The organism is Nocardia rhamnosiphila NBRC 108938 (assembly GCF_000720425.1).
Taxonomy (GTDB): Bacteria; Actinomycetota; Actinomycetes; order Mycobacteriales; family Mycobacteriaceae; genus Nocardia; species Nocardia rhamnosiphila.
Map to the genome: position 1 here is coordinate 98541 of NZ_JOAJ01000007.1, position 21754 is coordinate 120294.

The following is a 21754-nucleotide window of genomic DNA, read 5'->3' on the forward strand; positions in this document are numbered from 1 at the left end:
CTCGTGACGTCGATCACGTGAGCCGGGTCATAACCCTGGCAGAGACCGCTCGGTCCCGTCAATATGTTCTATAGAATCTTTTTTCTGATCTATTGAATATTGCCGTGTTAGGCTGTGGCTCCCCAGTCAGTCGGCGTTCCGGCGTGCCGGCGCCAGACGACCGAGTCCGATCAGGAGCCGACCGCAGTGACCCAGACCAACGCACCCCTGCCGCAGAGCCGTACGGCCTACGTGCTGGAGCGCCTGAGGGCCGACATAGACGCAGGCGTGATCAACCCCGGCGACCAGCTCCGCCAGACCGCCATTGCCAAGCGGTACGGCGTGAGCCCCACCCCTGTCCGTGAGGCCCTCCGGATCCTCGCCGCCGACGGCGCCGTCGACTACACCAGTCACCGAGGCGCCACCGTCCGCGACTTCACGCCGCAGATGGCCCAGGATCTCTACCGGATGCGCGCCGAACTCGAGGGGCTCGCCTGCGAGATCGCCTGCGAGCGCATGACCGACGACGACTTCCGGGCGGTCCTCCGAGCCAACGAGACCCTGGTGAACGCCACGGCCGCCGGCGAGGATCCGGCCCGGCTCTCCGTCCTCAACCGCGAACTGCACTTCGCCATCTACGCCGGTACCTCGGCGGCGGTCGTCGACTCGGTCCGGCACCTGTGGGAACGGTTCAAACCCTCCGTCACCCTGTGGGGCGTCCAGTCCTTCTGCCAGGCGCTGGACCAGGATCACGACCTGATCCTGGCGGCGCTCGAGCGCCGCGACGGGGTCGCGGCCCGCGCCGCCATGCGCGACCACGTGCTGCACGCCTGGGAGCTACGCCAGACCAATACCGACCTCAGGGCCGACGGGGCCGAAGGAGCCGCCCCGGTCGCCGCCGAGGCCGGGCGCTGACCCGATCTTGCGCAGACCGGCCTGGTTCCTTGCCATCGCGACCGCCTCCCTGCTGTCGCACACCGTCCTCAGCGGCGTCCGCACGCTGATCTCCTACCGGGCCCTGGCACTGGGCGGGGACGGCCTCGCCGTGGGCGTCATCACCGCGGCGTTCGCCGTCCTACCGCTCGTCGCCGCCCTGCGCATCGGACGTGCCGTGGACCGCGGCCTGGCCGTGCCTGCGCTCCGGCTCGGCCTGAGTTTCACCGTGGTCGCGGTGGTTCTCGCGGCCGCGAGCTCCCAGCTGGTCGTGCTGGGGGTGGCCAGCGCGCTCCTGGGGCTCGCCCAGATGCTGCACACCGTGGCCTGCCAGAGCATGGTGGCGCTGTGGTCCCCGCCCGAGCTGATGGACGCGCGCTTCGGCCACCTCACCCTGGGCGTCTCCGCCGGGCAGTTGCTCGGCTTCCCGATCGCCGGCCTGGTCGCCACCCTGACCACACAGGACTCGGGCTCCGTCAGCACCGGCCCGGCATTGCTGGTCATGGCCGCGATCGCCCTCACCGCCGTGCCACTCGCCTTCCTGTTCGCGCCCGGGGATTCCACACGGGTGAGCCGGTCCGACGCCGCCGACGGGCAGCAGTCCACCTTCCGGCTGCTGGCCACCCCGGGAATGAAACCGGCCATCTTCTCCAGCCTGACCGTGCTCACGGCCATGGACCTCCTCATGGCCTACCTCCCCGTCCTGGGACAGGAGATGGGGCTCAGCATCGCCACGGTCACCACCATGCTGACCGCGCGGGCCGTCACCTCTGTCCTCTCCCGCGCGACCATGCCGATGCTGCTCCGGCGGGTACCCCGGCGGTGGCTACTCGTCTCCGCCACCCTCGCCTCCGGAGTGCCGATGGCGCTCGTGCCGTTCACCTCGGCCGTCGTTCCGCTCATGCTCGCCATGCTGCTCATGGGCTTCTTCTGGGGGGTCGGCCAGCCGCTCACCATGTCCTGGGTGACCGTGATCGCCGATTCGCGCAACCGGGCCGCCGCCCTGGCCGTCCGACTGGCCGGCAACCGGATCGGCCAGGTCACCGTGCCGGTGCTGGCGGGCAGCCTCTCCGGCCTGGTCGGCGTCGGTGCCATCTTCCACGTCAGCGGCCTGCTGCTGATCTCCTCCGGCCTGCTCACACACTCGGCCACCCGCGATATCTGACCCGGCGCCGCATCGACTCCCTACGGCGAATAAGTGAACCCCGGGCACAGTCGAAACCGCCATGGCGTCCGTCCCCCGGCGAAAGCGCCGTGTGTCCGTACTTTCAGGTGATCGGGCACCGCGTCGCGCTTCATCCGCTGTACATTGCGTCGACCTCCGTCGCGAACTCGCGCAGCACGATATTGCGCTTGAGTTTCAAGGAGGGGGTGACATAACCGTTGGCCTCGGTGAACTCGGTGGGCAGCATGCGGAACTTACGGACGGCCTCGGCCCGGGAGACAGCGCGGTTGCCGTCGTCGACGGCGGTCTGGATCGCGCCGAGCAGATCGGGGTCGGCAGCGAGATCGGCGACAGTGGCGTCGGCAGGTTTGCCGTTGAGCTGTTTCCAGGTGGGGAAATGCTCGCCATCGATGGTCACCAGGCAACTGACGAACGGTCTGTGGTCGCCGACAACGATCACCTCGCCGATGAGGGCGTGCGCGCGGATGCGGTCTTCGATCACCGCGGGAGCGACGTTCTTGCCGGCGGTGGTAACGATGATCTCCTTCTTGCGTCCGATGACCGTGAGGTATCCGTCCTGGTCGAGGGTGCCGAGATCCCCGGTGGCGAACCAGCCGTCCCGGAACGTGTCGGCGGTGGCCTGCGGGTTGTTCCAGTACCCGGTGAACACATTCGGTCCACGCAGCAGAATCTCCCCGTCGTCGCCGATACGCACCGAGGAGCCGGGTAGTGGCCGGCCGACCGTCCCGATCTTCGGCCGGTCATCCGGATTGAACGTGGCGGCTCCGCAGGTCTCGGTCAGGCCGTAGCCCTCCAGTACGGTGAATCCGACCCCACGGTAGAAGTGGCCGAGCCGTTCGCCGAGCGGGGCGCCGCCGGAAAGAGCGTGTGTGGCGCGCCCACCGAGCGCGGCGCGTAGCCGGCGGTAGACCAGGCGGTCGAACAACGCGTGCCGGATGCGGAGCGGAATCGGGACCCGGCCGCTGCCGCGGGCACGGCTGAAGTCGATCGCCGTCGTGGCCGCGAGATCGAAGATCCGGCCCCGACCGGCCAGCTGGGCTTGCGCACGGGCGGTGTTGTACACCTTCTCGAAAACGCGAGGCACGCCCAGGATCAGCGTCGGCCGGAATTCCCCGAGCTCCGCGGTGACGTCTTTGATATCGCCGACGTGGGCGATATCCACCGGAACGAACGCCGCCGCGATCTCGGCGATCCGGCCGAGCACATGCGCCAAGGGCAGGAACAACAGGACCGAGGACTCGCCGGTGCGGAACAGTTCCGGCATCCGGGCGGTGATATTGCCCAACTCGGCCAGGAAGTTACCGTGGGTCAGCAGACACCCCTTCGGCCGGCCGGTGGTGCCGGAGGTGTAGACGATCGTCGCCGGCTGATCGGCTGTCAGGGCCGCCCGGCGATCGGCCACGGCGGTGTCGCTGATGCCGGCGCCCTCCGCCTGCAAGGTCGCGACGGCGCCGGCGTCGATCTGCCAGGTGTGCGTCAATTCCGGCAGCTGGTTACGCAGACCGGCGACCACGGCTGTGTGGTGGTCGGTTTCGGTGACGATGGCGATCGCTCCGGAGTCGGAGGCGATCCACTCCACCTGTTCGGCGGAGGACGTCTCGTATACCGGGACCGTCACGGCGCCGGCACACCAGATCGCGAAGTCCAGCAGCGTCCACTCGTAGCGGGTGCGCGACATGACGGCCACCCGATCGCCGGCCTGAATACCGTGTGCGATCAGCCCCTTCGCCGTCGCCAACACCTCGGTGCGGAACCGGGCAGCGGTCACATCGTGCCAGCGGCCGTCCATCTTGCGGCTGACCACCGCGATGTCCGGGTATCGCTCGGCGTTGCGGTCGATCGAATCGGTGAGGTTCGCGTCGGGGCGCACGTGATACAGAGGTGGCAGTCCGAACTCCTGCATGATCGCTCCTCTCCGGCGACGCCGCCGGAAGGCACACGGTGCGCTCCACCTGGGCAAGCGGCGCTCAGCCGAGTATGGACCGCACCACAGCGGCGCGGATACGGTTATCGGCAGTCCTGGGCGAGGACCAAAGTCCTCCGGCGCCGGGCGATGCGGGATCTGTGAACCGCGACCGACCTCGGCACGCACCACCGGGTCGGGCGCAGTATCGCCGCCGACCGTGGGACCTGCGGACCGCCCCGACCGCGGGACTCGTTTACTCGCATCCGGAAAACATGCCCGCCCCTTCACCCCGGCGACAAAGTACTCGGCCGGCGGTGCCCTTCGACCCTGTGAGCCCGGGGTAGGAGGCCGCATCCCGAAGACGGCGGGGTGACCGTCGCGGTGTGTGCGCGTCGAGTCGACGATCGCGATCACGTCGCGGGAACGCGCCGACAACCCGCCATCGGAAGTCGACCCCCTTTCGAGCCGGTCAGGAGGAGTAGTGAACGTACTCGTGATCGTCGGCGCCGTGGTCGTCGTGGTACTGATCATCCTGTGGCTGTCGGTCCGGGTGGTGACCCAGTACGAAAAAGGGGTGTTGTTCCGGCTCGGACGCGTGATCGCGGTCAGAGAGCCCGGCTTGCGGCTCATCATCCCGGTCATCGATCGACTGCGTGAGGTGTCGATGCGGATCATCACCATGCCGATCCAGTCCCAGGGCATCATCACCCGCGACAACGTCAGCGTCGATATCTCCGCCGTCGCCTATTTCCGCGTCGTCGACGCCGAGAAATCGGTCGTCGCCATCGAGAATGTGCACGCCGCCATAGATCAGATCGCCCAGACCACGCTCCGCAAGGTCGTCGGACAGCACACCCTCGACCAAGCACTCGCCGAGACCGACACCATCAATGCCGATATCCGGCAGATACTCGACACCACCACGCTGGAGTGGGGTGTGGAAGTGACCCTGGTCGAGCTGAAAGACATCCAGCTGCCGGAAGCCATGAAACGGGCCATGGCCCGCCAGGCCGAAGCCGAACGGGAAAAGCGCGCCAAGATCATTGCTGCCGAGGGCGAATCCCTGGCCGCCGCGGCCCTGGGCGACGCATCCGACACCATGGTGGCCCACCCGCTGGCCCTCCAGCTACGCAACCTGCAAACCCTCCTCGATCTGGGCGTCGACAAGAACACCACCGTGGTGTTCCCGGCCCCGCTCATGAGCGCGATCGGCGATATCGGCGCCTTCTTCGCCCGCGAGGCCACCGCCGCCGCGACCGTCGATTCCACCGCCCGGACCCTGCCGACGAGCCCGCCGCGCCCGACACCTATACATACCGGGGCTCCGGGCACGACGGTCAAGGCGCACACACCGCCGGACTGACCCGGCACAGCGGATCCGCCGACGACACCGCGCCGTGAACCTGGCGTCGAATGTGTCGTCGGCGACCCCTGAAAGGAGATCTCGCGCTTCTTCCTGCGCTGGGTTCGTGTGCCGGCCCCGTCATTTCATGGTCGCGAGATTGCGCCAGAGATTCTCGAGACTGTCGGTACCGCCGAACAGGGTGGTGAAGTTGGTGGAGTCGATGAGGACGATGTCGCCCGCCCGCCGGTCGGCGGGTGGCATCCAGATCAGCGTGTTGAACTCCGTATTACCGGCCGCGGTGAACGGGTGCGGTCGCGCGGGGTCTATGCGCTGGCGACCCAGAACCCGTAACGAGTCGCTTTCCGGCGCAGTGAGTTCGTAGTGCGGCAGATGGGGGTGGAAGTTGAATGTGGTGACATCGTCCAGGAGACGTGGTGTGTCGAGATCGCGAAAGGCGGTCAGGGGGGCGATCCGCCGGGTGCCGTCGACGACTGCCGGACGCAGACCCCATATGTTGTTCACCGGTACCTCGAGGGCTTTCATCAGCGAACGCGTGTACCGGCCGAATCGCTGCTGCCGGGGTACCAGCGGGTCGCCGTGATGCTCGTATTCCGTTTGCCGCTGCGAATAGTCGTCGGTGAAGCCGACATCGTGGTGCGGCGCCAACAGCAGGCACGTACCCTCGCGTTCCAGCCACTCCCGGACCGCGGCGCTCTCCTCGGGTGCGGCTTCCTGCTGCGAGAGCAGGTGGTCGAGCCCGAATACCATCAGCGTGTCGGTGTCGGCCAAGATCCGTTCATCGATCGGCAGTGTGTATCCGGCCTGGTCGACGCGCTGGAACACGGCGACGGGATGGCCTGTCACCGCACCGGCCAACCGCTGGAACGCCAGCGTGGAGCGGTGGAACAGCTCCAGTGTGCCGGCGATGCCCTGCAGGAAGTGCTCCGCGTCGAAGGCGGGGGTCTCGTAACCCGGCCACGCCGCGTTGCGCACTTCGGTCATGGTGGAGAAGCGGTTGTATATTTCGGCGGGATCGCGTTGGGCTTCCCACGGGTAACTCCACGCCCAATAGATGCTTATCCGCCGGCGCCCATCGTGTTTGCGCGGAACGTGGGTCTGGTTATAGGTGCGGGCCGGCGTTGGGGTGCTCATCATGTCGCCTCTCCACTGTCCAGGGTGGCCAGATACCGGAGGGCTCCGATACCCGGCAGGAAGAAGTACGCGCCGCCGCGGAGCGTGGTGAAAGCCGGCAGGTTCGCGAGCACCTTACGAATGGGCCGCTTGGGGATCGTGAACTGCAGACTGCCGTCCTGTGCGCCGCAGATGGGGTCGTGTTCATTGCCCAGTTCGTGGAAATTCTTGTCGTTGATCCAGACGTTCTGCGCGAACTCGAACTGGCGAACCAGGCTGGCGCAGATGATGAACGCGGCGATGCCTCGGTCCGCCCCGTCGTCGGGTGCGTTCTCGGGCAGTGCCGGACCATAGGTGGCACCACGGCGAATCATCCGATGCCGGTTCATATCGGCCGCGGTGCCGCGCGGGTTGAGTCGCCGCACATGCGAACCCAGCGGAACCGCGTAGCCGTGCGGATCGGACTCCTGGTAGTCGAAGTCGTTGTTCCGCAGCGGATCCGCCCCCAGCTGTGGATCATCGCGTTCGGGGGCGAGGGCCAAGGGGGCGCCGCTTCGCCAGCGGCCCATGAACTTCGCGGCGAGCAACTCCTGCCCTTCCGCGGTATCGGCGTGCTCGCGCAGATAATCCCGGAAAGCGCCGACATGCTCCCGCAACCGCCGGTAGGCCATATAGCTGCCGTTGCGGGACAGCACCTCCGGCTGCGGTAGTCCGCGGGGCGGCCCCACCTCGTCGGGATACCCCAGGATGAACTCACCGGGTTCCAGCGGTGCACCCGAGCCCGGTGTCGGTTCTTCGCCGGACCCTTTCATCACCGGCTGGGACAACCGGTCACGGAAACCGAAATGGTCGTGGGCATAGTCGAATGGTGGCGTCGCGTTCAGATCCAGGTACGACAACACCCGCACACCGGGGCTGCGGGACACCAGCCGGTCGTGCTCTGCCGTGCATCGCCGGTGTTCGCCCTCGGTGCGGGCGAACAGGATCGCGATGGCGTGCAGGTCGTCACCGGCCAGACCACCCACCCAGTTGTCCGGGTGGCCGGCCCCCGTATCGCCCAGGATATCGGCGCGGGCGGGCATACCTTCACGGAACTCGTCCGGGAAGGTGGCAAGCGCCGCCGCCGGCACTCCCAGCGCCCCCAGCCCGCGCCAAGTGAAGGCCAGAGTGATCCAGCGTTCGGCGCTGTCCATTGTGGCGCGCGCGTCGGCAGCCGACTGGACCCGGTCCATCAGCGCGGCCAGCCAGGCCCGGCCGCCGGCGGGATCGTCGAAGGACAGGAACGCGTAGCGGCCGGTCATCGCCGGAGTACGGGTCAGCAGGATGTGCTGGATATCGTCCAGCTCGAGGGTCGGCACGGGAATCACTGCATCTGATCGAGCATGTCGGAGAACGCGGCCTCGAGCCGCAGCGCCTTCTTGATCCGCTCGGCGGTGACGTAGGGGTACTCGCCGTATTCGAGGAAGCTCGGGACCTGATGCTCGCGGACGAATCGGGCGAAGGCCCCGGGATTCTCCCTCCAATCCTCGGGAAATCCTTCGAGGTTGGTGAAAACGGTGGTGATACCGGTCTTCCCGAAGAGGGCCACGGCATCCTCGGTGTACTTGTCGAAATCGGTATCGAAGATGCCCTGATATTGAAAGTGCAAGCCGGAGCCGACGTCGAACAACTGCCACCGCAGATAGTGGAGCCGCAGCGGCGCGAGCACATCCGGACTACCTGCGACAGCGTCTTCGATCTGCTTCCCGTACGCGCGTATCGCCTCTTCTCGGCCCAGTTTGACCTTCGCGATGATCGAGAACCCGTAGCAGGCGGGGGTCCGTGGGTAGATCGGGCCGTACCGACCCCGCTCCAGCTCGAAATAGCCGTCCCGGGGGATGGCCATCGCCGCGGGTTTGCTCCATTCGTGATCGTTCGCTGGCATATCGTCCTCCGTGACAGGAGTTGACCGGACATCGAAAACCGACAAACACGCGGTGAAACCCGGAATGCCGCGATCCCCGATGTCAGGATCCTCGGGGCACATCCGCCGGTTATCAGAATAACTGCGCTGTTGCCACTCGGCACCCCCGGCGATCCGGTCCTCCGGCAACCCGGCGACGTACCCCGCTTCGCGAGCACACAGGCGAGATCGACGCCGCCCTTCGCCCTGGCCGCCGGCCACGGCCGAAAGCATGCACCGTGGCGACCGGCCACGCCCGGCGAACCCGGGTATCCACCGCCCAGGACAAGCAACGGCCACCACCGGGCAGCCGAGTCATATCGCCGACCCCGGGGTAAAGGTCGAACCATGATTCGCGCGGAAAGGGCCGGCCCGGGCCCCTGCGTGACCGGTTAGCATTTCAAAGAGACCTCCGGACAGCGCGCGGCGATCGAAGGAGACTTCTCGTGGAACGGACAACCTGCTTGGTGGCCGGCGGCGGACCGGCGGGACTGATGCTGGGTCTGCTACTCGCCCGGGCCGGGGTCGATGTCACCGTGCTGGAGAAGCACAAGGATTTCCTCCGCGATTTCCGCGGCGATACCGTGCACCCCACCACCCTCGACCTGCTCGACGAGCTGGGGCTCGGTGCCGAGTTCGGGAAACTGGGCGCCCGCGAGTTGCGGCAGATAGTGCTGCCGATCGCGGGCGGCACGCAGCTGCTCGCGACGTTCGAGCATCTGCCCGGCCCGCACAAGTACGTGGCGATGGTGCCGCAGTGGGACCTGCTGGACCTGCTGGCCCGCACCGCCATGCCGGAACCAGGGTTTCATCTGCGGATGAGTACCGAAGCGACCGAACTGATCCGGGTCGAGGGCAAGGTCATCGGTTGCGCCTATCGGACGGCCGACGGCGCCACCGGCGCGATCCACGCCGACCTCACAGTGGCATGCGACGGCCGCGCCTCGGTACTCCGGGCCTCGACCGGACTACCCGCACGGAGCTGGCCGACACCGATGGATGTGTGGTGGTTCCGTCTCCCGCGCACCGCTACCGACCCCGCCGGAGCGCTCCCCGTCGTCACCGCCCGCCGCGCCGCCGTCATGCTCGACCGCGGTGACTACTGGCAGTGCGCCACACTCATCGCCAAGGGTGCCGACGCGGAAGCCCGGCGCGGCTCGGTCCGGGACATCATGCGCGGCATGGCCGAGGCCGCCCCCTGGCTCGGCGACCGCCGCGACGCCCTGACCGGTTGGGACGAGGTGAAGCTACTCGATGTCCGGCTGGATCGGCTCAGCACCTGGTACGTCGACGGACTGCTCTGTATCGGCGACGCGGCGCACGCGATGTCCCCGGTCGGGGGTGTCGGCATCAATCTCGCGATCCAGGATGCCGTCGCCGCCGCCAGGATTCTGGCCGCACCGTTGCTCGCGGGGACCACGACGACCCGTGATCTGGCACGAGTACAGCGCCGCCGGGCCATCCCGACCGCGGTGATCCAGGCCGTACAGCGGGTTCTGCACGCCCGCCTGATCGTGCCGGCTCTCACCGGCCGGGTCGAGATCGCCGGCGCCCCGAACGCACCCCGGGCCCTGCGATTCCTGCGCCGAATTCCGCTGGTACGCAGCATCCCTCCGTATCTCCTCGGCCGCGGGGTATTGCCCGAACACGCACCGGATTTCGCGCGCCGCCCGCCCGCCGGGGCTGTCACCGGGCCGGAGGAAGCGGCATCCGACAGGTGAAACGGTAACCATATGAAAGCTGGCGATCGGCAGCAGTGGATATAGTCTCAGGTCGGGGCACGTATTCGAGCGAATTGCGGGCCTGTCCATTCCGCGATGGACAGGCCGATATGCGACAGAGAAACATCGGACCGTGTTTGAAAAGCTTTCCGGAATTAACTATCAAAAATTGATAGTTAATTCCGGAAAGGTTACTTTCGGCATGTCGAGATCGATGATTTCGACCACAGAAAGATGAGAACAGGTTATATTTTAAAAACCCTTTTCGGAGGGTTCGACATCCGGTCGCACCGTTGCTCAACATTTCTGGAGATAGCCATGAGATCGACCTCTTCCCTGCTTCGTGCCGGCATTATTGCTCCGGTGGCCGTCGCGTCCATCTTTTGTTTGGCCGCACCGGCAAGCGCCGCCCCCGTCAGCGTGAACTGGAACTGCCGGGGCACGATCCTCGGTATCGGCCAGAACTCGAACATGACCACATCGGTCACCGGCACGGCGCCGAGTTCGGCGGCGTCGGGTTCCGCGGTGGCCATCACCATCACACCGGGCGCCTCCTCGGTTCCCAGTTCGGCTTCCGGCTTCACCGTGAACAACATCAGCAACCTGAAGATGACCATTCCGACTCCGGCGAATTCGACATTGGTCTCGGCCAGCGCCTCCGGGGGTACCGTGGCCGGCACCGTCGCCACGTCGGGCGGGAATGTCGTTCTGACCGTACCGGGCCCGATCGCCGGCGGCACCACCTTCACCCCGCCGGCGGTGACCATCAATGTCACCGCCGGAGCCGCCGGAACATCGATCACCAGCAAGTACGCGGGGACCAGCTACACCAGTCCCGGCATGACCATGACGACCAACGTCGCCTTGGTCGGCAATGTCGCGACCTCGTGCTATCCGAACCCGTCCCCGACCCTCACCACCACAACTGTCAGCTGAGCCGGCGGACAGACACCACGGCGTAATGACCGGCGCCCGCGCCGGCAGCCGGTGGTGAACATGCCTGGACCGGGTTGTCCCAGCAGCCCGGCCCAGGTCTCACCCGGGGCGGTCCGGGCGGGGACCGTCCCTGATAGTGATTGCCCTGCTTCGGGTTTGGTGTAGCGGCAGTTACTTCGACCGAATATTCGGATGCGCAGTATCGCATCGGCCGCTGTGTCGTACAGTGCATATCCGACACAGCGACGGCCGCCTCGCCGGCCGGAGCGGTGCCCGCTTTCGTGATGGTCGTCGGCCGCGGTTCGGGCTGCCGGCCGATCGATCGACAGGAGCCCACATGTCCGCTTCGAACGCCCGGCGGCGATCCCTACCGCACGCAGCGAAAACCGTAGCACCCACTCGTGATTCCCCGACCGCCCTCGATCCGCGCCGCGCTGGCACGGCCCGCGGCATACCTCGAGTCCACCGATCTCCCTGACTCCCCGGACGACATCGGTCGCTCGGCGACCGAGCGCGCCCTGATCGGTGACTTCTGCTGAGCGGTTTGATGTTTCGAGTGATCGAGGGAAGGCCTATGTGTCCGAGAACAACCGAACCCGCCCGAATCTCGGTCCAGCTCAAAAGGGCCCTGGAGTTCTATCACGGAACCGTCGAGGACCTGGTCCGCGAATTGATCAGAGTCCTGGGCGTGAACGAGACCGATCGGCGTGCCCTGGAGATCGTCCTGCTCGAGGAGGAGAAGGCCACGACACCGAAACTGCTGGCCGAAAGGCTCGGCCTCACCGCCGCCGGCGTCACGATCATGCTCAACCGGCTGGAGAAGCAGGGCTACATCGCCCGATCGCTGCACCCGACCGATCGTCGCCGCGTGATCGTGATGGCCACCGAACTCGCGGCCCATCGCATACAGGAACTCGTCGTACCCATGATCGTCGAGAGCTACAAGATGCTACTGAGCTCGTACGACTCCGCCGAACTCGACATAATCGCCGACTTTCTGATCCGTGCGGGCGAACTGCAACAAATCCACCGCCAACGGCTGCGGAACGTGGTTCCCTATTCGAAACCCTGAAAACCTCGATCACGAAGCCTTGCATGAATTGAGAGAAATCCGAGGCGCCGCGAAATGCGGTACCCAGAAATTGCTGTGGAAGTGCGGGTGCCCGGTATCTGCGCATTACTCTTCTCGGTAAATACCTGACTCACGGATGCCTCGTCGAGCTGTTCGGTGAGGCGACACCGTACTGCCCGCTCTTCGGCGTTCGGCATAACTGCCGGAATTCGATGTTCCGGCACTCGGGCTTCTTTTCGGGTGGTGAAAACGTCCTGGTCGGTCACTGGTTTCCCGGCCATGCCGTCCGAAGTGTCGTCACCGGATCCCAGCGGTCGGCACATCCCGAGGGAGAAAGCAGTAGTCGAATGCAAACAGGTGACAACAGCGAAGAAAAACCGGCAGAGCCGGACATCGATGCCGAACCGCCTCGGCCTCGGATTCCGCGATGGGGCGGCCGGCAGGCCGCGGGGCCATCGGCCGATCGGTTCCGGCGGCAGATATCACGTGCGGGTGTGGTGGCTGCATTGATCACCACGGCGATCGGGATAACGGTCATGGTGCGGGCGGATTCGAACCCGCCGGTGCGGGCGAACGACTCGGGCGAATGCACCGTGCAGGCTTCCGACCACCACGCCGTCCGACGCCGGACCAGCGTGACGAACCCGGACACCACACTGAACGCAGCGAGCGAGGCCTCCGCACCGGGCGACGTCGCGGGCCCGGACACGGCTTCCGATACCGGGGCCGCCCAGCCGACCGCCGATTCCACCGACCCCGCTACCGGCACGGCGACCGCGACGGAATCGACGACACCCATGACGACGGATGCCCCGGCCGCGAACTCGACAGATGCGTCGGTGAGCGCCAGTTTCTCTGCCACGGTAAGTCTCTCGGTCCAGATCTCGGCCGGCGTACCGGACCCGCGTACGGACACCTCGATACCCACGGTGACCGTCACCACGACTCCGACGGAGGCGCCGACGGTCACAATGACAGCCGATCCGGGCACGGTGACGGTGCCGGCCGATCCGCCGACGATCACCGTCACATCCGACCCGGTGACCACCACAGTGCCGGCCACCACGACAACGGCACCGCGCACCACATCGGCGCCGACGAGCACCACAACGGCACCGACCAGCACCACGGTGCCGACCAGCACCACGACTACGACTACGACTACGACTACGACGGTGCCCACAGGCGCCACGACGACCCCGCTCCCGGCGAGTTCGAACACGACATCCACGGCACCGGAGTTGTCCTCCACATCTGTGTCGCCGACAACCACATCGACGCGGTCTACGCCGACCGCAGCGCCGAAGACGACCGAGCCCTCGACGCCGACGCAGTCGGCGCCTCCGGCGATTCCGTCGATCGCGCGCCCACCGGCCATATCACCAGAGGCGACGGCCGCGGGATAAGCACGCCGCCCCTCATTTACCCCGTCACCGCCGGCATGCCGTGGGCTGAATCGCACCACGCACGCCATCCCGCCGCCCGGCACCGACGTTCCGTTCGACCATGCACAGGATTTCCTTCAGCGGCGGCGGCTCGTTCCGATGGGAACTCGGCAGCCCGGCCCCACGGCGCGTGCCGGGCAGGTGTGCGCGGTTCGGACTCCTACGATGCGGGATCGGCGCCCGGGTCCCACAGCGCGCGGGCATAGCGTAGATCGGCGCGCAGTTCCGTGGACAGCTCATCCGATTTCGACTCGGCCAGCGCCCGGAGCAATCGACTGACCCGGAGATAGTCGCGATACACCCGCTGGTTTCCGCCGCCGGGCTCGGTGCCCAGCGATGAACCCAGTGTCGCCCAGACGAAGTCGGGATCGGCCCACATCACCCGTCGCCATCCGGTGAAACCGGATACGCGACCGTTCACGAACAGAATGTTGTCGATGGTGAGGGCAGCGGGAATCAGCTGGGATCGATTCGGCCGCAGTACCTTCGCGAGGATCGGGGCGAACGGTTGGGCCGGAATATCATGGGCGGCGAGCTTGTCTCCGTGTGCCGCTGCCGTTCGCATGTCCTCGTCGATCAATGTGCGCAGCAGCTGGGCGGGATCGTCGGCGACGAGATAGCCGTCGGTCAGCGCGGTGGCGGGAATCTGCCGCAATTGTTCCAGCAGTGTCTGCACCGGAGCATCGACCTCGTCCACCACATGGCCCCGGTCGGCGGCAGCGACCGGGTGCCCGGGCAACCTCTCCTCGACGAGCACCGGCGCCGAGCCGTCATGCGGCACCTGCGGTTCGAGCACGCACAGGGGGCGCGGCACACGTGTCACCCCGTGGCGGTGCAGCAGCGCCAGCAACTGTGCCTCCCTCATGGTGGTGGGGGCGACTGTGGGCTGATCGCCGACCAGGACGAAACCATCGCCGACGACCGTGCTCCAGCGATGAGAGCTCTCGATGCGGAAGGCGCGCGTGCTCGAGGCCAGGTCACGCAACATCGACGCTTCGTCTTCTGTCATCGGCACGGCCTGAGATCCGCGCTCACCAAGCGTCGCATATTCCCGTGCCCCGCGCAGTGGGCCGACTACCTCCGAGCCGATCGGCCGGTGCGGCGACCGCGTGGCGGTCATAGTCTTGTCCGCGCTGACCGTGCCGAAGTACCGCATGCGCATGGCGAAGGTCAGGGAGCGGTTCCATCCCTCGCTGTTGTCGCTGAGCCGGGTGTCCTCGAACTCCCCGATCCAGTCGCGGGCGCAGGCGGGAATATCGAGGTCGACGGGTTCGGTGCCGGTGTGCAGCACAGTCACCCGGGTGACCCGGTTCCACCATGGTTCATTGGTGCTGACCAGCATGAGCACTGCTCTGCCCACGGACGTGCGCAATGCTGCGCCGACGGACAGCGCGGTGGTCGCGGAGGCCGCGCTTCGTTTCCACCCGGGCCAGTCGCCCATCGTTTCACGGACGAATCCTCGGATCGCGTGGGTGATGTTCCGGATCGTGGGCTCGTCGAAGACCTGTCCGTCCTCGCGGAGTGGAACTGTCATCACCCTCGGGTTCGACGCGGTATCGACGACCAACCGGTGGTCGTGCCCCAACGCCCGTCGGACCAGGTCGGCAGCGCCCCGGGTGGATGCGCCCACCATCTCGAGCACCGCGGCATAGCTGGCCATGTAGGCGGTGTCACGACTGGGATCCATCTCCCGGCCGAGGATCGCGGGCACAGTGTCATGCGCTACCCGCTGCACATCGAGAATCGCTCTGGCGATCCGTACGTTGACGGGCAGATCGGCGCTGGACAATATCCCGGCCACACCCCGATGGTCCAGAATCGCCATATCCCAGCATCGTGGGCCCAGCAGTGCCAGATCCCAATCCACCAAACCGAACGGGAGCAGCGTGTTGTCCGGGATGACGTCACCGTGCAGCAGCGTGAAGTCTTCGGGTTCGGCCTCCTCGACCATCGCCTCGACCAGATCGAACATATCGCGCGGAATCTGTAGCTGATCGAAAATCCGTGCTGCCCCCGGATTGTGCAGCAGATCCTCGAACAAGCGCCGCTGTTTGTCGATAATCCATCGGAAAAACCCTGCGGTATCCCGATCGTCGGGCATCGGTTCTTGTAACAGTTCACGGATTTCCGGTTCCGGAATCCGATCCAATTGCGCCCACAGCCCGCGGAAACCGGCCAGTATCTCATCGCGGTGGTCGTAGAAGTCCGATGCGGTGGCCTGCCGCCCCGGCAGCATATTCGTGAGCACGATCGGTGTGGACTCGGTGGCAACCCACCGGTCGTCGAGACACAGATCGGTCAGCCTCGCATACGGCAGGGGCACATTCTGCACCTCATGCTTCGCCAATAGCCGCAGGGTGTCGTACTCACGCAACACCCGCGGGTCCACGCCCTCGGAAGGCTTACGCATCCGGGCGAACAGACCGAGCTCCGGAAGCGCGTAGTTGAAGTTGTTGAACCCTTGCAGCTGCTGACCGCGTTGCACCGCCTCCTGCGTCGCGGCCTCGGCCACCGTTTTCGGCATGCTCGGGCGTGCGTCGTTCACCGCACCCAGCGGCCGGAACATGGTGACGTGCGCATTCGACCGGCCGGGCTCGGGTGGGTTGTTCGGGTCGGAGGGCGGAAGCCGACCCGGCCGGGAACCGATTGCGCCGTCGGAATCTCCGGAGGCGGATGATCTCGTCGACCCACCGCGCGGATCTCGACCATCCGATATGCGCTGTGCAGCCCCGCTCCACGGTGTGGGTCGCGCCGGGAGGCGAGGCTCGGACGCCTGCGGTGCGGCACTGTTGTCGGGCGGTGTCTCGACGTATGTGCCGGAAACCGGCCTCTCCGTCGGCTTACAGCCGATCCGGTCGGTACCGCGCACTGCCGTCGACCCGGACCGGCCCCCCGGCCTCGGGTACGAGTTGCGTTTCGCCGGGCGGTATTCCGGTTCATAGCGAATACCGTTGCCGTCAGGAACCGCTCGATTCTGCCGTTACCGGTTTCCGCGCCGGCCCGGATGATCTCGTCGGTGGCGGTGCCAGGGACTTCGGCCGACGGCGTCGAGTCGGCGTCGACCGCGTCGATTGTCTTCGCGATCAGATGCGCGATGGTGCTGCTGTCGGTTGCGTTCCGCAAGCGGGCCACTGCCGACCGCACGACCTTCGAGGGCACCTGCAGTTCGATCGCGATCGCCCGGTCGGACTTGCCCTCGGCCTTGAGGAGAATGATCCGGCGTTCCTGTGCGCCGAGGCTCAGCTCGGTCGTGATAGGCGTGGGGGCGAGGATTCCTGCGCGGATGGCTGCGGCGGCCAGCGCCGCTTGATGGTCCGAAACCCCGAAGGTCTGCGAGAGCGCGGTCAATCGGATATTCACCCAGGACAGCGACCGGTCGAACTCATTCGCGATGTCTTGCCGACCGTGACCGGTCGCGATCATAGCCAGAATGCGCATCAGTTCGGTGTGCCGAGCGGCGGTGGTGTCGGCGTCGAGCTGGTGGATTGTTTTCGCGATCAGTTGCGTCGTGGTCGCACAATGGGTGGCGTCTCGCAGCCGGGCGAGACGGAGTCTCGTCTGGCTGGGCGACAGGTTCACGGCGGCGGCCGTTTGCTCTGTTGTTCTGCCCTGCGATTTCGCCGCGAGGATGGCGCGATCCACGGGCGCCAGCACCATCGGGAACTGCGGGAGCGCGTCGATGAGTCCGCGTCTGATCCCGTCGGTCACCAGTGCGGTGCTGTGGCTTTCGGTCCACATCGCCACGGTGTCGTCGACCACGGTTCGCAGCCTGGTGGCGAGAGCGGGAAGGCGGTCCAGCAGCCAATCGTGTGAGCGGTCCATTGCGGCGGCGGCTCTGGGGATGGTGTGGCCGGCGGCGAGCAGCAGGAGGACGTTTCTCCAGAGTTTCTCTTCGGGCGCTTCCTGAATTATTCCCTCGGCGACCGCGAAGTCGAATACCTCTTGCCATTTTTTCGCGGCAATCTTGTAGAAGATATCCCTGACCGTCTCGGAGACAGAATCGACGGAGATGTCTAATTGTTCAGCGGTTTCGGCATAGGTCATGTTCTGCGCTCGCGCTGTGACAACTCGTATCTCCTGCTCGGAAAGCCGTGGTCGAACATCTATATCTGCAGGTTCCTCCACGATGCCCAACCGGATGCCGCGTCGAAGTATCGCATCGCGATGCTTGAAGCCCAGTCTATTGGCGATCTCTCGCGTATAGTTATCGATTGCCTTGACGGACAATCCCATTATTTCGGCGCACCGTTCGGGCGATTTCCCCAGCTTGTAGAAACTAAGCAGTCCAGCCTCGCGGTCGTTCAGTAGCTCCCGCGGAAGTTTCGGTTTCGCTGCCGCGGCCGTGTCCGTTGTGTTCGTCTCCATCCGTTCCGCGGCGAATTGGGCCAATGCGCGGTGGTAGTTTATGTTCAACCGTCTGACCAATTCGGAGTAGTATCCGAGTAGCGCCGGTTCGGTGATGTTCAATATTTTCGCGATGCGCTCGTCTGTCAATTTGCCGAGAAGCTTGTATATTCCGGAATCGACAACCACGAAATCCAGCTGATCAATTGTACGAGCGACCAGTTGAGCCGTTGTGCGGGACTGAGTATCACGCCGCAGTAGTGCGACTGTAGTGGTCACGAATCTGAGTGATCGGCCTGTCTCATCGGCAACCTGCCGATCCGTCATTCCGTATGCTTTTGCGGTGAGCACCTCCCGCTCACTCGGGGTGAGGGCGAGCGGCGACTGCTCGGGCTTGTCTATGAGTCCACGTCGGATGCCGGTCGCCACCAGGACCGGGCCCCGGTTGGGGGTTCCGAACTCGTTGGCGAGGTCCGCGCAGTGGACTTTCAGCCAGCCCAGTGACCACCTCGAGTCGGCCGCGATGCCGGTTCGGGTGTGTCCTTCCGCCAACAGTCGAAGAATACCTGCCCCCATTTGCCGTCCTCGCGAAAAATCGAGTGCGGCGTCTTCCTCGTCGGCTTCCTCACCAGCCCGCTCGGAGAATTCACCCAATCCCATATCGACGCGTAATTGACGGGCGAGTATGCGAGTAGCCGCCAGCAACTCCATCTGGCGGGACGGTCGGTTTCCGGTTTCGGTCGTTTCGGTGCCCGGGCTGCGCGGCATCGTCCGGACAGTGTTGAGCAACGCCCGCTGGGTATCGTTGAGGCGTTCCGACCGCAGGGCGCGTTGCATCTGTGCGGCTGTCGCTTGCCCGAGAATCTGTGCGAGTTGCGCACTATCGGCATCCGGATCGTCGACGGAGAGTAGATCGTTCACGCCTGTGACCAGTTGGACGAGCCGCCGGCGGAACTCGACGAACATATCGTATTGTGGGATGCGTTCTCGCGCCTTGGCGACGATCCACTGCTCGATATCGAGATCGTCGGGCATGCGGTGCACGGTGTCGATCGCGCGTTCGATCGCCTCGTCGACGATCTCCCGTGCCAGTGGCGAGGCACCGTACCGTCGCGAAAGCCAACGATACAGTTTCTCGCCCGGCCATGTCCGCAACATATCGAGCGCCGGCTCCGGGTTGCCCTGTGCGACGTGAGTCTTGACGATGTGGGTCCGGTTCTCGGATGGCCGCCGGTCGTTCGGAGCCCCGTCGTCCGGGCTCGCAGCCGGTTTGGCACCGATCCGGCCGGAATCGGGACCTGTCGCCGTCGCCGACCGTCCGCCGTCCTCGGTGCGTCCACCGGTACTGCGCTTGCGGACCCCGCTCGCCTCGGATTTGCCCGGCGTATCCACGTACACCACGCTCGGATCGAGCCCGCCTGTGCGCCACCGCCCCGAGCGGTCCTTCCCAGCGCGGGTGTCGTCGAGGCCGTGGCCGCCTGGATCGTCGAGGGACAAGTGCTCCGGCGGTAGCCCCGCGGCTGCTCCACCACCCCGCGGCGGACGCGCAGCCGACCCCTCCCGCGCCGGTTCGGGGGCAGCGGGCGGCTGCATGTCCCGGGCAACAGAAGCCGAGCCGAGAACTCGGTTGTTCAGGTGGACGGCGGAATAGGGCGCTGGTGCCGCCTCCGCACCGGGCGGGCCGTCGAATTTGCGCGGCAGGCCGGCGGTTTGGGCGGTGTCGAGGGTGTGTCCTGGCTGAGCGGTCAGGCTTCCGGTCTCGGCGGTGAAGTAGGCGGCGAAGAATTTGTCGATGGCGGGGTTGTAGGCGGGTTCCCAGTCGTCGATGGGGAGGGTGCGGGGAATGCCGGGCTCCTGTTCGATGAGCGGGTCGGTGACGAACAGGTGGCCGGCGATATTCGTGATGACCCACAGATGCGCCTCGACGGTGTCGGCAGCGGCGACGACGGCGGTATTGCCATCCCGGGCCAGCAGCTTTTCCTTGATTGCCGCGATCGGGTCGGTATCGCCGACGGGGCGCAGACGGCCCTGGATGGCCTCCTCCGCGGTGTCGGGGTCGGTGAGATGGTCGGCGGGAATGACGGTGTTGTCGCTGCCGTAAGCCCACAGGGTGGTGGCGGCATGGGAAACGCAACCGATGATGCGCAGTGTGATCAGTGCCTCGGTGATCGCATAATGTACCGGTGTGTTCCCGGTCAGCTGCGCCGCCAGTTCACCGATCCGTGCCGCATCCGCGGCCGTCAGTTGCTCCTGGAAGCGGCCGAGTGCCGCCGCGGCTTCGGCGAGCAGGGGATGATCCGGCCGTCGCTCGGCCGTATGCCTGAGCGCCTCGGCTGCCGCGGCGAGCTGATCGAAACCGGTTGCAATGCCGGCACTGCCGGTCAGGTTCCGCCGGCCGGCCCTGACCAGTTCCTCGACATAGTCGGCGGTGGCGACGGCGAGGTTGTGAGTGACACCCCGGCGCGCTCTTTCGTAGCCGATGGTGCGGCGATGCAGTAGCCGCAAAGACTCGGTGGCGGCGCCGGGGGCGACGATGTAGTCGCCACCGTCCGGGCCTACCACATACTTCTCGTCCGGGTCCCGCGGGCCGATATCCTGCACGTCGGCCACGATGAGGCTCGGCTCGTGAAATTCGCCGTTTCGTAGGTTCCGGTAGGCGAGGGGAAGCTGTTCGCGCGCCGCGGCCGGACTCCACTGTGGTGGCGACGGGTCGTCGACATAGGCCAGTTCGAACAGTGCTGCGCTGAGGAGACCACCGTATTCGCTCGAAGACAGTGTGCGAAGCAGACGGCCGAGTTTATCGGCGGTTGTGGACTCGCGACCGTCCGCCCCGCGGATTGCCTCGGTCAGCCGAACCGATGCGCCGGCCACTGCGGCAAGATCCGGCAATCGCGGGGCGATCTTCGAGAGCGTCTCGGCGATATGCCCGAAAAGTATCCACGCTGTGTCGGCATGAAAGCTGAAACTGCAAAGTTCTGCCACGATATCCAAGGCCGCCCAAAGCTGCTCTCGGACTCCGGCGGCCAGATCATCGGGTCGGCCGGCCATCGCCCCGGCGGAGACCCGCATAGCGAGATCGCCGGTGAACCGTTGCCACAGTCCTTCTCTCGCCGTCTCGTCGCCGGCTCGCGCAGCCGACAAGAGAGCCAGTGGTCCCGCAGCGGCAGCGGCCGCACTGTCCGAGGGGCCTTGGCCGGGTCGAGATCCGATCGGGCTGTCGCCTTGCCCACCGCGATCCGAGGCCGACGGCTGGTCTGGGGCACTGTCGTCGGACCCGAGCGCGGGAAGGTTGGGACCGATCCGGCCGCGCGCTCGGCCGAGTTCTTCCTCGGCGGGGTTGTGACCCGATTGCGCCTCGCGATCGTCGGCCCCGGAGCCCGATGCCTCGGGCCGTGGCCTCGCACCGATTCGGGGGTGTCCACATCGGTATCCGGCCGGTCGACGATATCGGCGGCCGGCTGTGCCGGCTCCTCCGTGGGAAGCCCTGTGGACTGGTCGGGCAATGATGCGGTGCGTGCGTCACCAGGCGTGTCGGTCTTCGCTCGGCTCCAGGGCGACTGTGCCGCAGGATCAGGTGTCTGTCCCCGGTTCGTCGTGAGTGCATCGTTATCGGGATCGCCTGACCACGCGGTGGGCGGTGGCACCTCAGCTCGTCCAACGCCGGGGACATCACCGGGAGGAGTGTGAGTAGCCAGGAATCCCCTGACCCGCAACCCTCGCTGCTCATACGGCATGGCTTCCGGCGAAGCACCGTCGTTGCTGCGGGCGCGGCCGGGTGAAACGTCGAGAACGTCGTCCCAGGTGCCCGTATACC

General features: G+C 66.1%; 14 protein-coding genes. 6 read left to right on the plus strand and 8 right to left on the minus strand.

From position 1 onward, the window contains the following. The first annotated feature begins 186 nt into the window (after positions 1 to 186). Both IG75_RS0122820 and IG75_RS0122825 read left to right on the plus strand, forming a co-directional pair. Positions 187 to 894 (plus strand): GntR family transcriptional regulator, encoded by a 708-nt coding sequence (locus IG75_RS0122820; protein ID WP_030523552.1) that lies wholly within the window; start codon positions 187 to 189, stop codon positions 892 to 894. 7 nt (positions 895 to 901) lie between these two features. After that, positions 902 to 2077, plus strand: a complete 1176-nt coding sequence (locus IG75_RS0122825) for an MFS transporter (protein WP_051714841.1) — start codon at positions 902 to 904, stop codon at positions 2075 to 2077. A 130-nt stretch (positions 2078 to 2207) separates the two neighbouring features. Here IG75_RS0122825 and IG75_RS0122830 read toward each other — a convergent pair whose 3' ends face one another. Next, positions 2208 to 4001: an AMP-dependent synthetase/ligase gene (locus IG75_RS0122830; protein WP_030523550.1), complete on the minus strand. Its 1794-nt coding sequence runs from the start codon at positions 3999 to 4001 to the stop codon at positions 2208 to 2210. 484 nt (positions 4002 to 4485) lie between these two features. On the opposite strand from IG75_RS0122830, the gene IG75_RS0122835 reads away from it, so the two are divergent. Continuing rightward, positions 4486 to 5367: a slipin family protein gene (locus tag IG75_RS0122835; RefSeq protein WP_081877086.1), complete on the plus strand. Its 882-nt coding sequence runs from the start codon at positions 4486 to 4488 to the stop codon at positions 5365 to 5367. 120 nt (positions 5368 to 5487) lie between these two features. Here IG75_RS0122835 and IG75_RS0122840 read toward each other — a convergent pair whose 3' ends face one another. The 3 genes from IG75_RS0122840 to IG75_RS0122850 all read right to left on the minus strand — a co-directional run bounded on the left by IG75_RS0122840 (position 5488) and on the right by IG75_RS0122850 (position 8404). Continuing rightward, on the minus strand, positions 5488 to 6501 hold the full coding sequence (locus tag IG75_RS0122840; protein ID WP_030523548.1) for a hypothetical protein: 1014 nt from the start codon (positions 6499 to 6501) through the stop codon (positions 5488 to 5490). Next, positions 6501 to 7781 carry a Dyp-type peroxidase gene (locus tag IG75_RS0122845; RefSeq protein WP_051714871.1) on the minus strand — a complete coding sequence of 427 codons (1281 nt, stop codon included), beginning with the start codon at positions 7779 to 7781 and terminating at the stop codon, positions 6501 to 6503. The genes IG75_RS0122840 and IG75_RS0122845 overlap by 1 nt, the downstream gene beginning before the upstream one ends. A gap of 62 nt (positions 7782 to 7843) precedes the next feature. Then, the gene (locus IG75_RS0122850; protein ID WP_030523546.1) at positions 7844 to 8404 is read right to left on the minus strand and encodes a hypothetical protein; all 561 of its coding nucleotides are present in this window, start codon (positions 8402 to 8404) and stop codon (positions 7844 to 7846) included. Between the two features lie 464 nt (positions 8405 to 8868). On the opposite strand from IG75_RS0122850, the gene IG75_RS0122855 reads away from it, so the two are divergent. Continuing rightward, a complete protein-coding gene (locus IG75_RS0122855; protein ID WP_030523545.1) occupies positions 8869 to 10143 on the plus strand; it encodes an FAD-dependent oxidoreductase in 1275 nt (424 codons plus the stop codon). Positions 10144 to 10388: 245 nt separating this feature from the next. Here the strand turns inward: IG75_RS0122855 and IG75_RS38405 are convergent, their stop codons facing one another. Continuing rightward, positions 10389 to 10760, minus strand: a complete 372-nt coding sequence (locus IG75_RS38405) for a hypothetical protein (RefSeq protein ID WP_156059104.1) — start codon at positions 10758 to 10760, stop codon at positions 10389 to 10391. On the opposite strand from IG75_RS38405, the gene IG75_RS38410 reads away from it, so the two are divergent. After that, positions 10753 to 11079: a hypothetical protein gene (locus IG75_RS38410; protein WP_245713282.1), complete on the plus strand. Its 327-nt coding sequence runs from the start codon at positions 10753 to 10755 to the stop codon at positions 11077 to 11079. The two genes, IG75_RS38405 and IG75_RS38410, sit on opposite strands and share 8 nt — an antisense overlap. A gap of 574 nt (positions 11080 to 11653) precedes the next feature. Continuing rightward, positions 11654 to 12151 carry a MarR family winged helix-turn-helix transcriptional regulator gene (locus tag IG75_RS0122870; protein ID WP_030523543.1) on the plus strand — a complete coding sequence of 166 codons (498 nt, stop codon included), beginning with the start codon at positions 11654 to 11656 and terminating at the stop codon, positions 12149 to 12151. 262 nt (positions 12152 to 12413) lie between these two features. Here IG75_RS0122870 and IG75_RS39925 read toward each other — a convergent pair whose 3' ends face one another. The 3 genes from IG75_RS39925 to IG75_RS0122885 all read right to left on the minus strand — a co-directional run bounded on the left by IG75_RS39925 (position 12414) and on the right by IG75_RS0122885 (position 20988). After that, positions 12414 to 13529, minus strand: coding sequence for a hypothetical protein (locus tag IG75_RS39925; RefSeq protein WP_030523542.1), 1116 nt, complete (start codon positions 13527 to 13529; stop codon positions 12414 to 12416). Between the two features lie 227 nt (positions 13530 to 13756). Then, entirely contained in the window at positions 13757 to 16141 is a 2385-nt protein-coding gene (locus IG75_RS0122880) for an aminoglycoside phosphotransferase family protein (protein WP_162183804.1), read from the minus strand. Then, positions 16138 to 20988 (minus strand): hypothetical protein, encoded by a 4851-nt coding sequence (locus IG75_RS0122885; RefSeq protein WP_211145896.1) that lies wholly within the window; start codon positions 20986 to 20988, stop codon positions 16138 to 16140. The genes IG75_RS0122880 and IG75_RS0122885 overlap by 4 nt, the downstream gene beginning before the upstream one ends. Positions 20989 to 21754 lie beyond the last annotated feature (766 nt).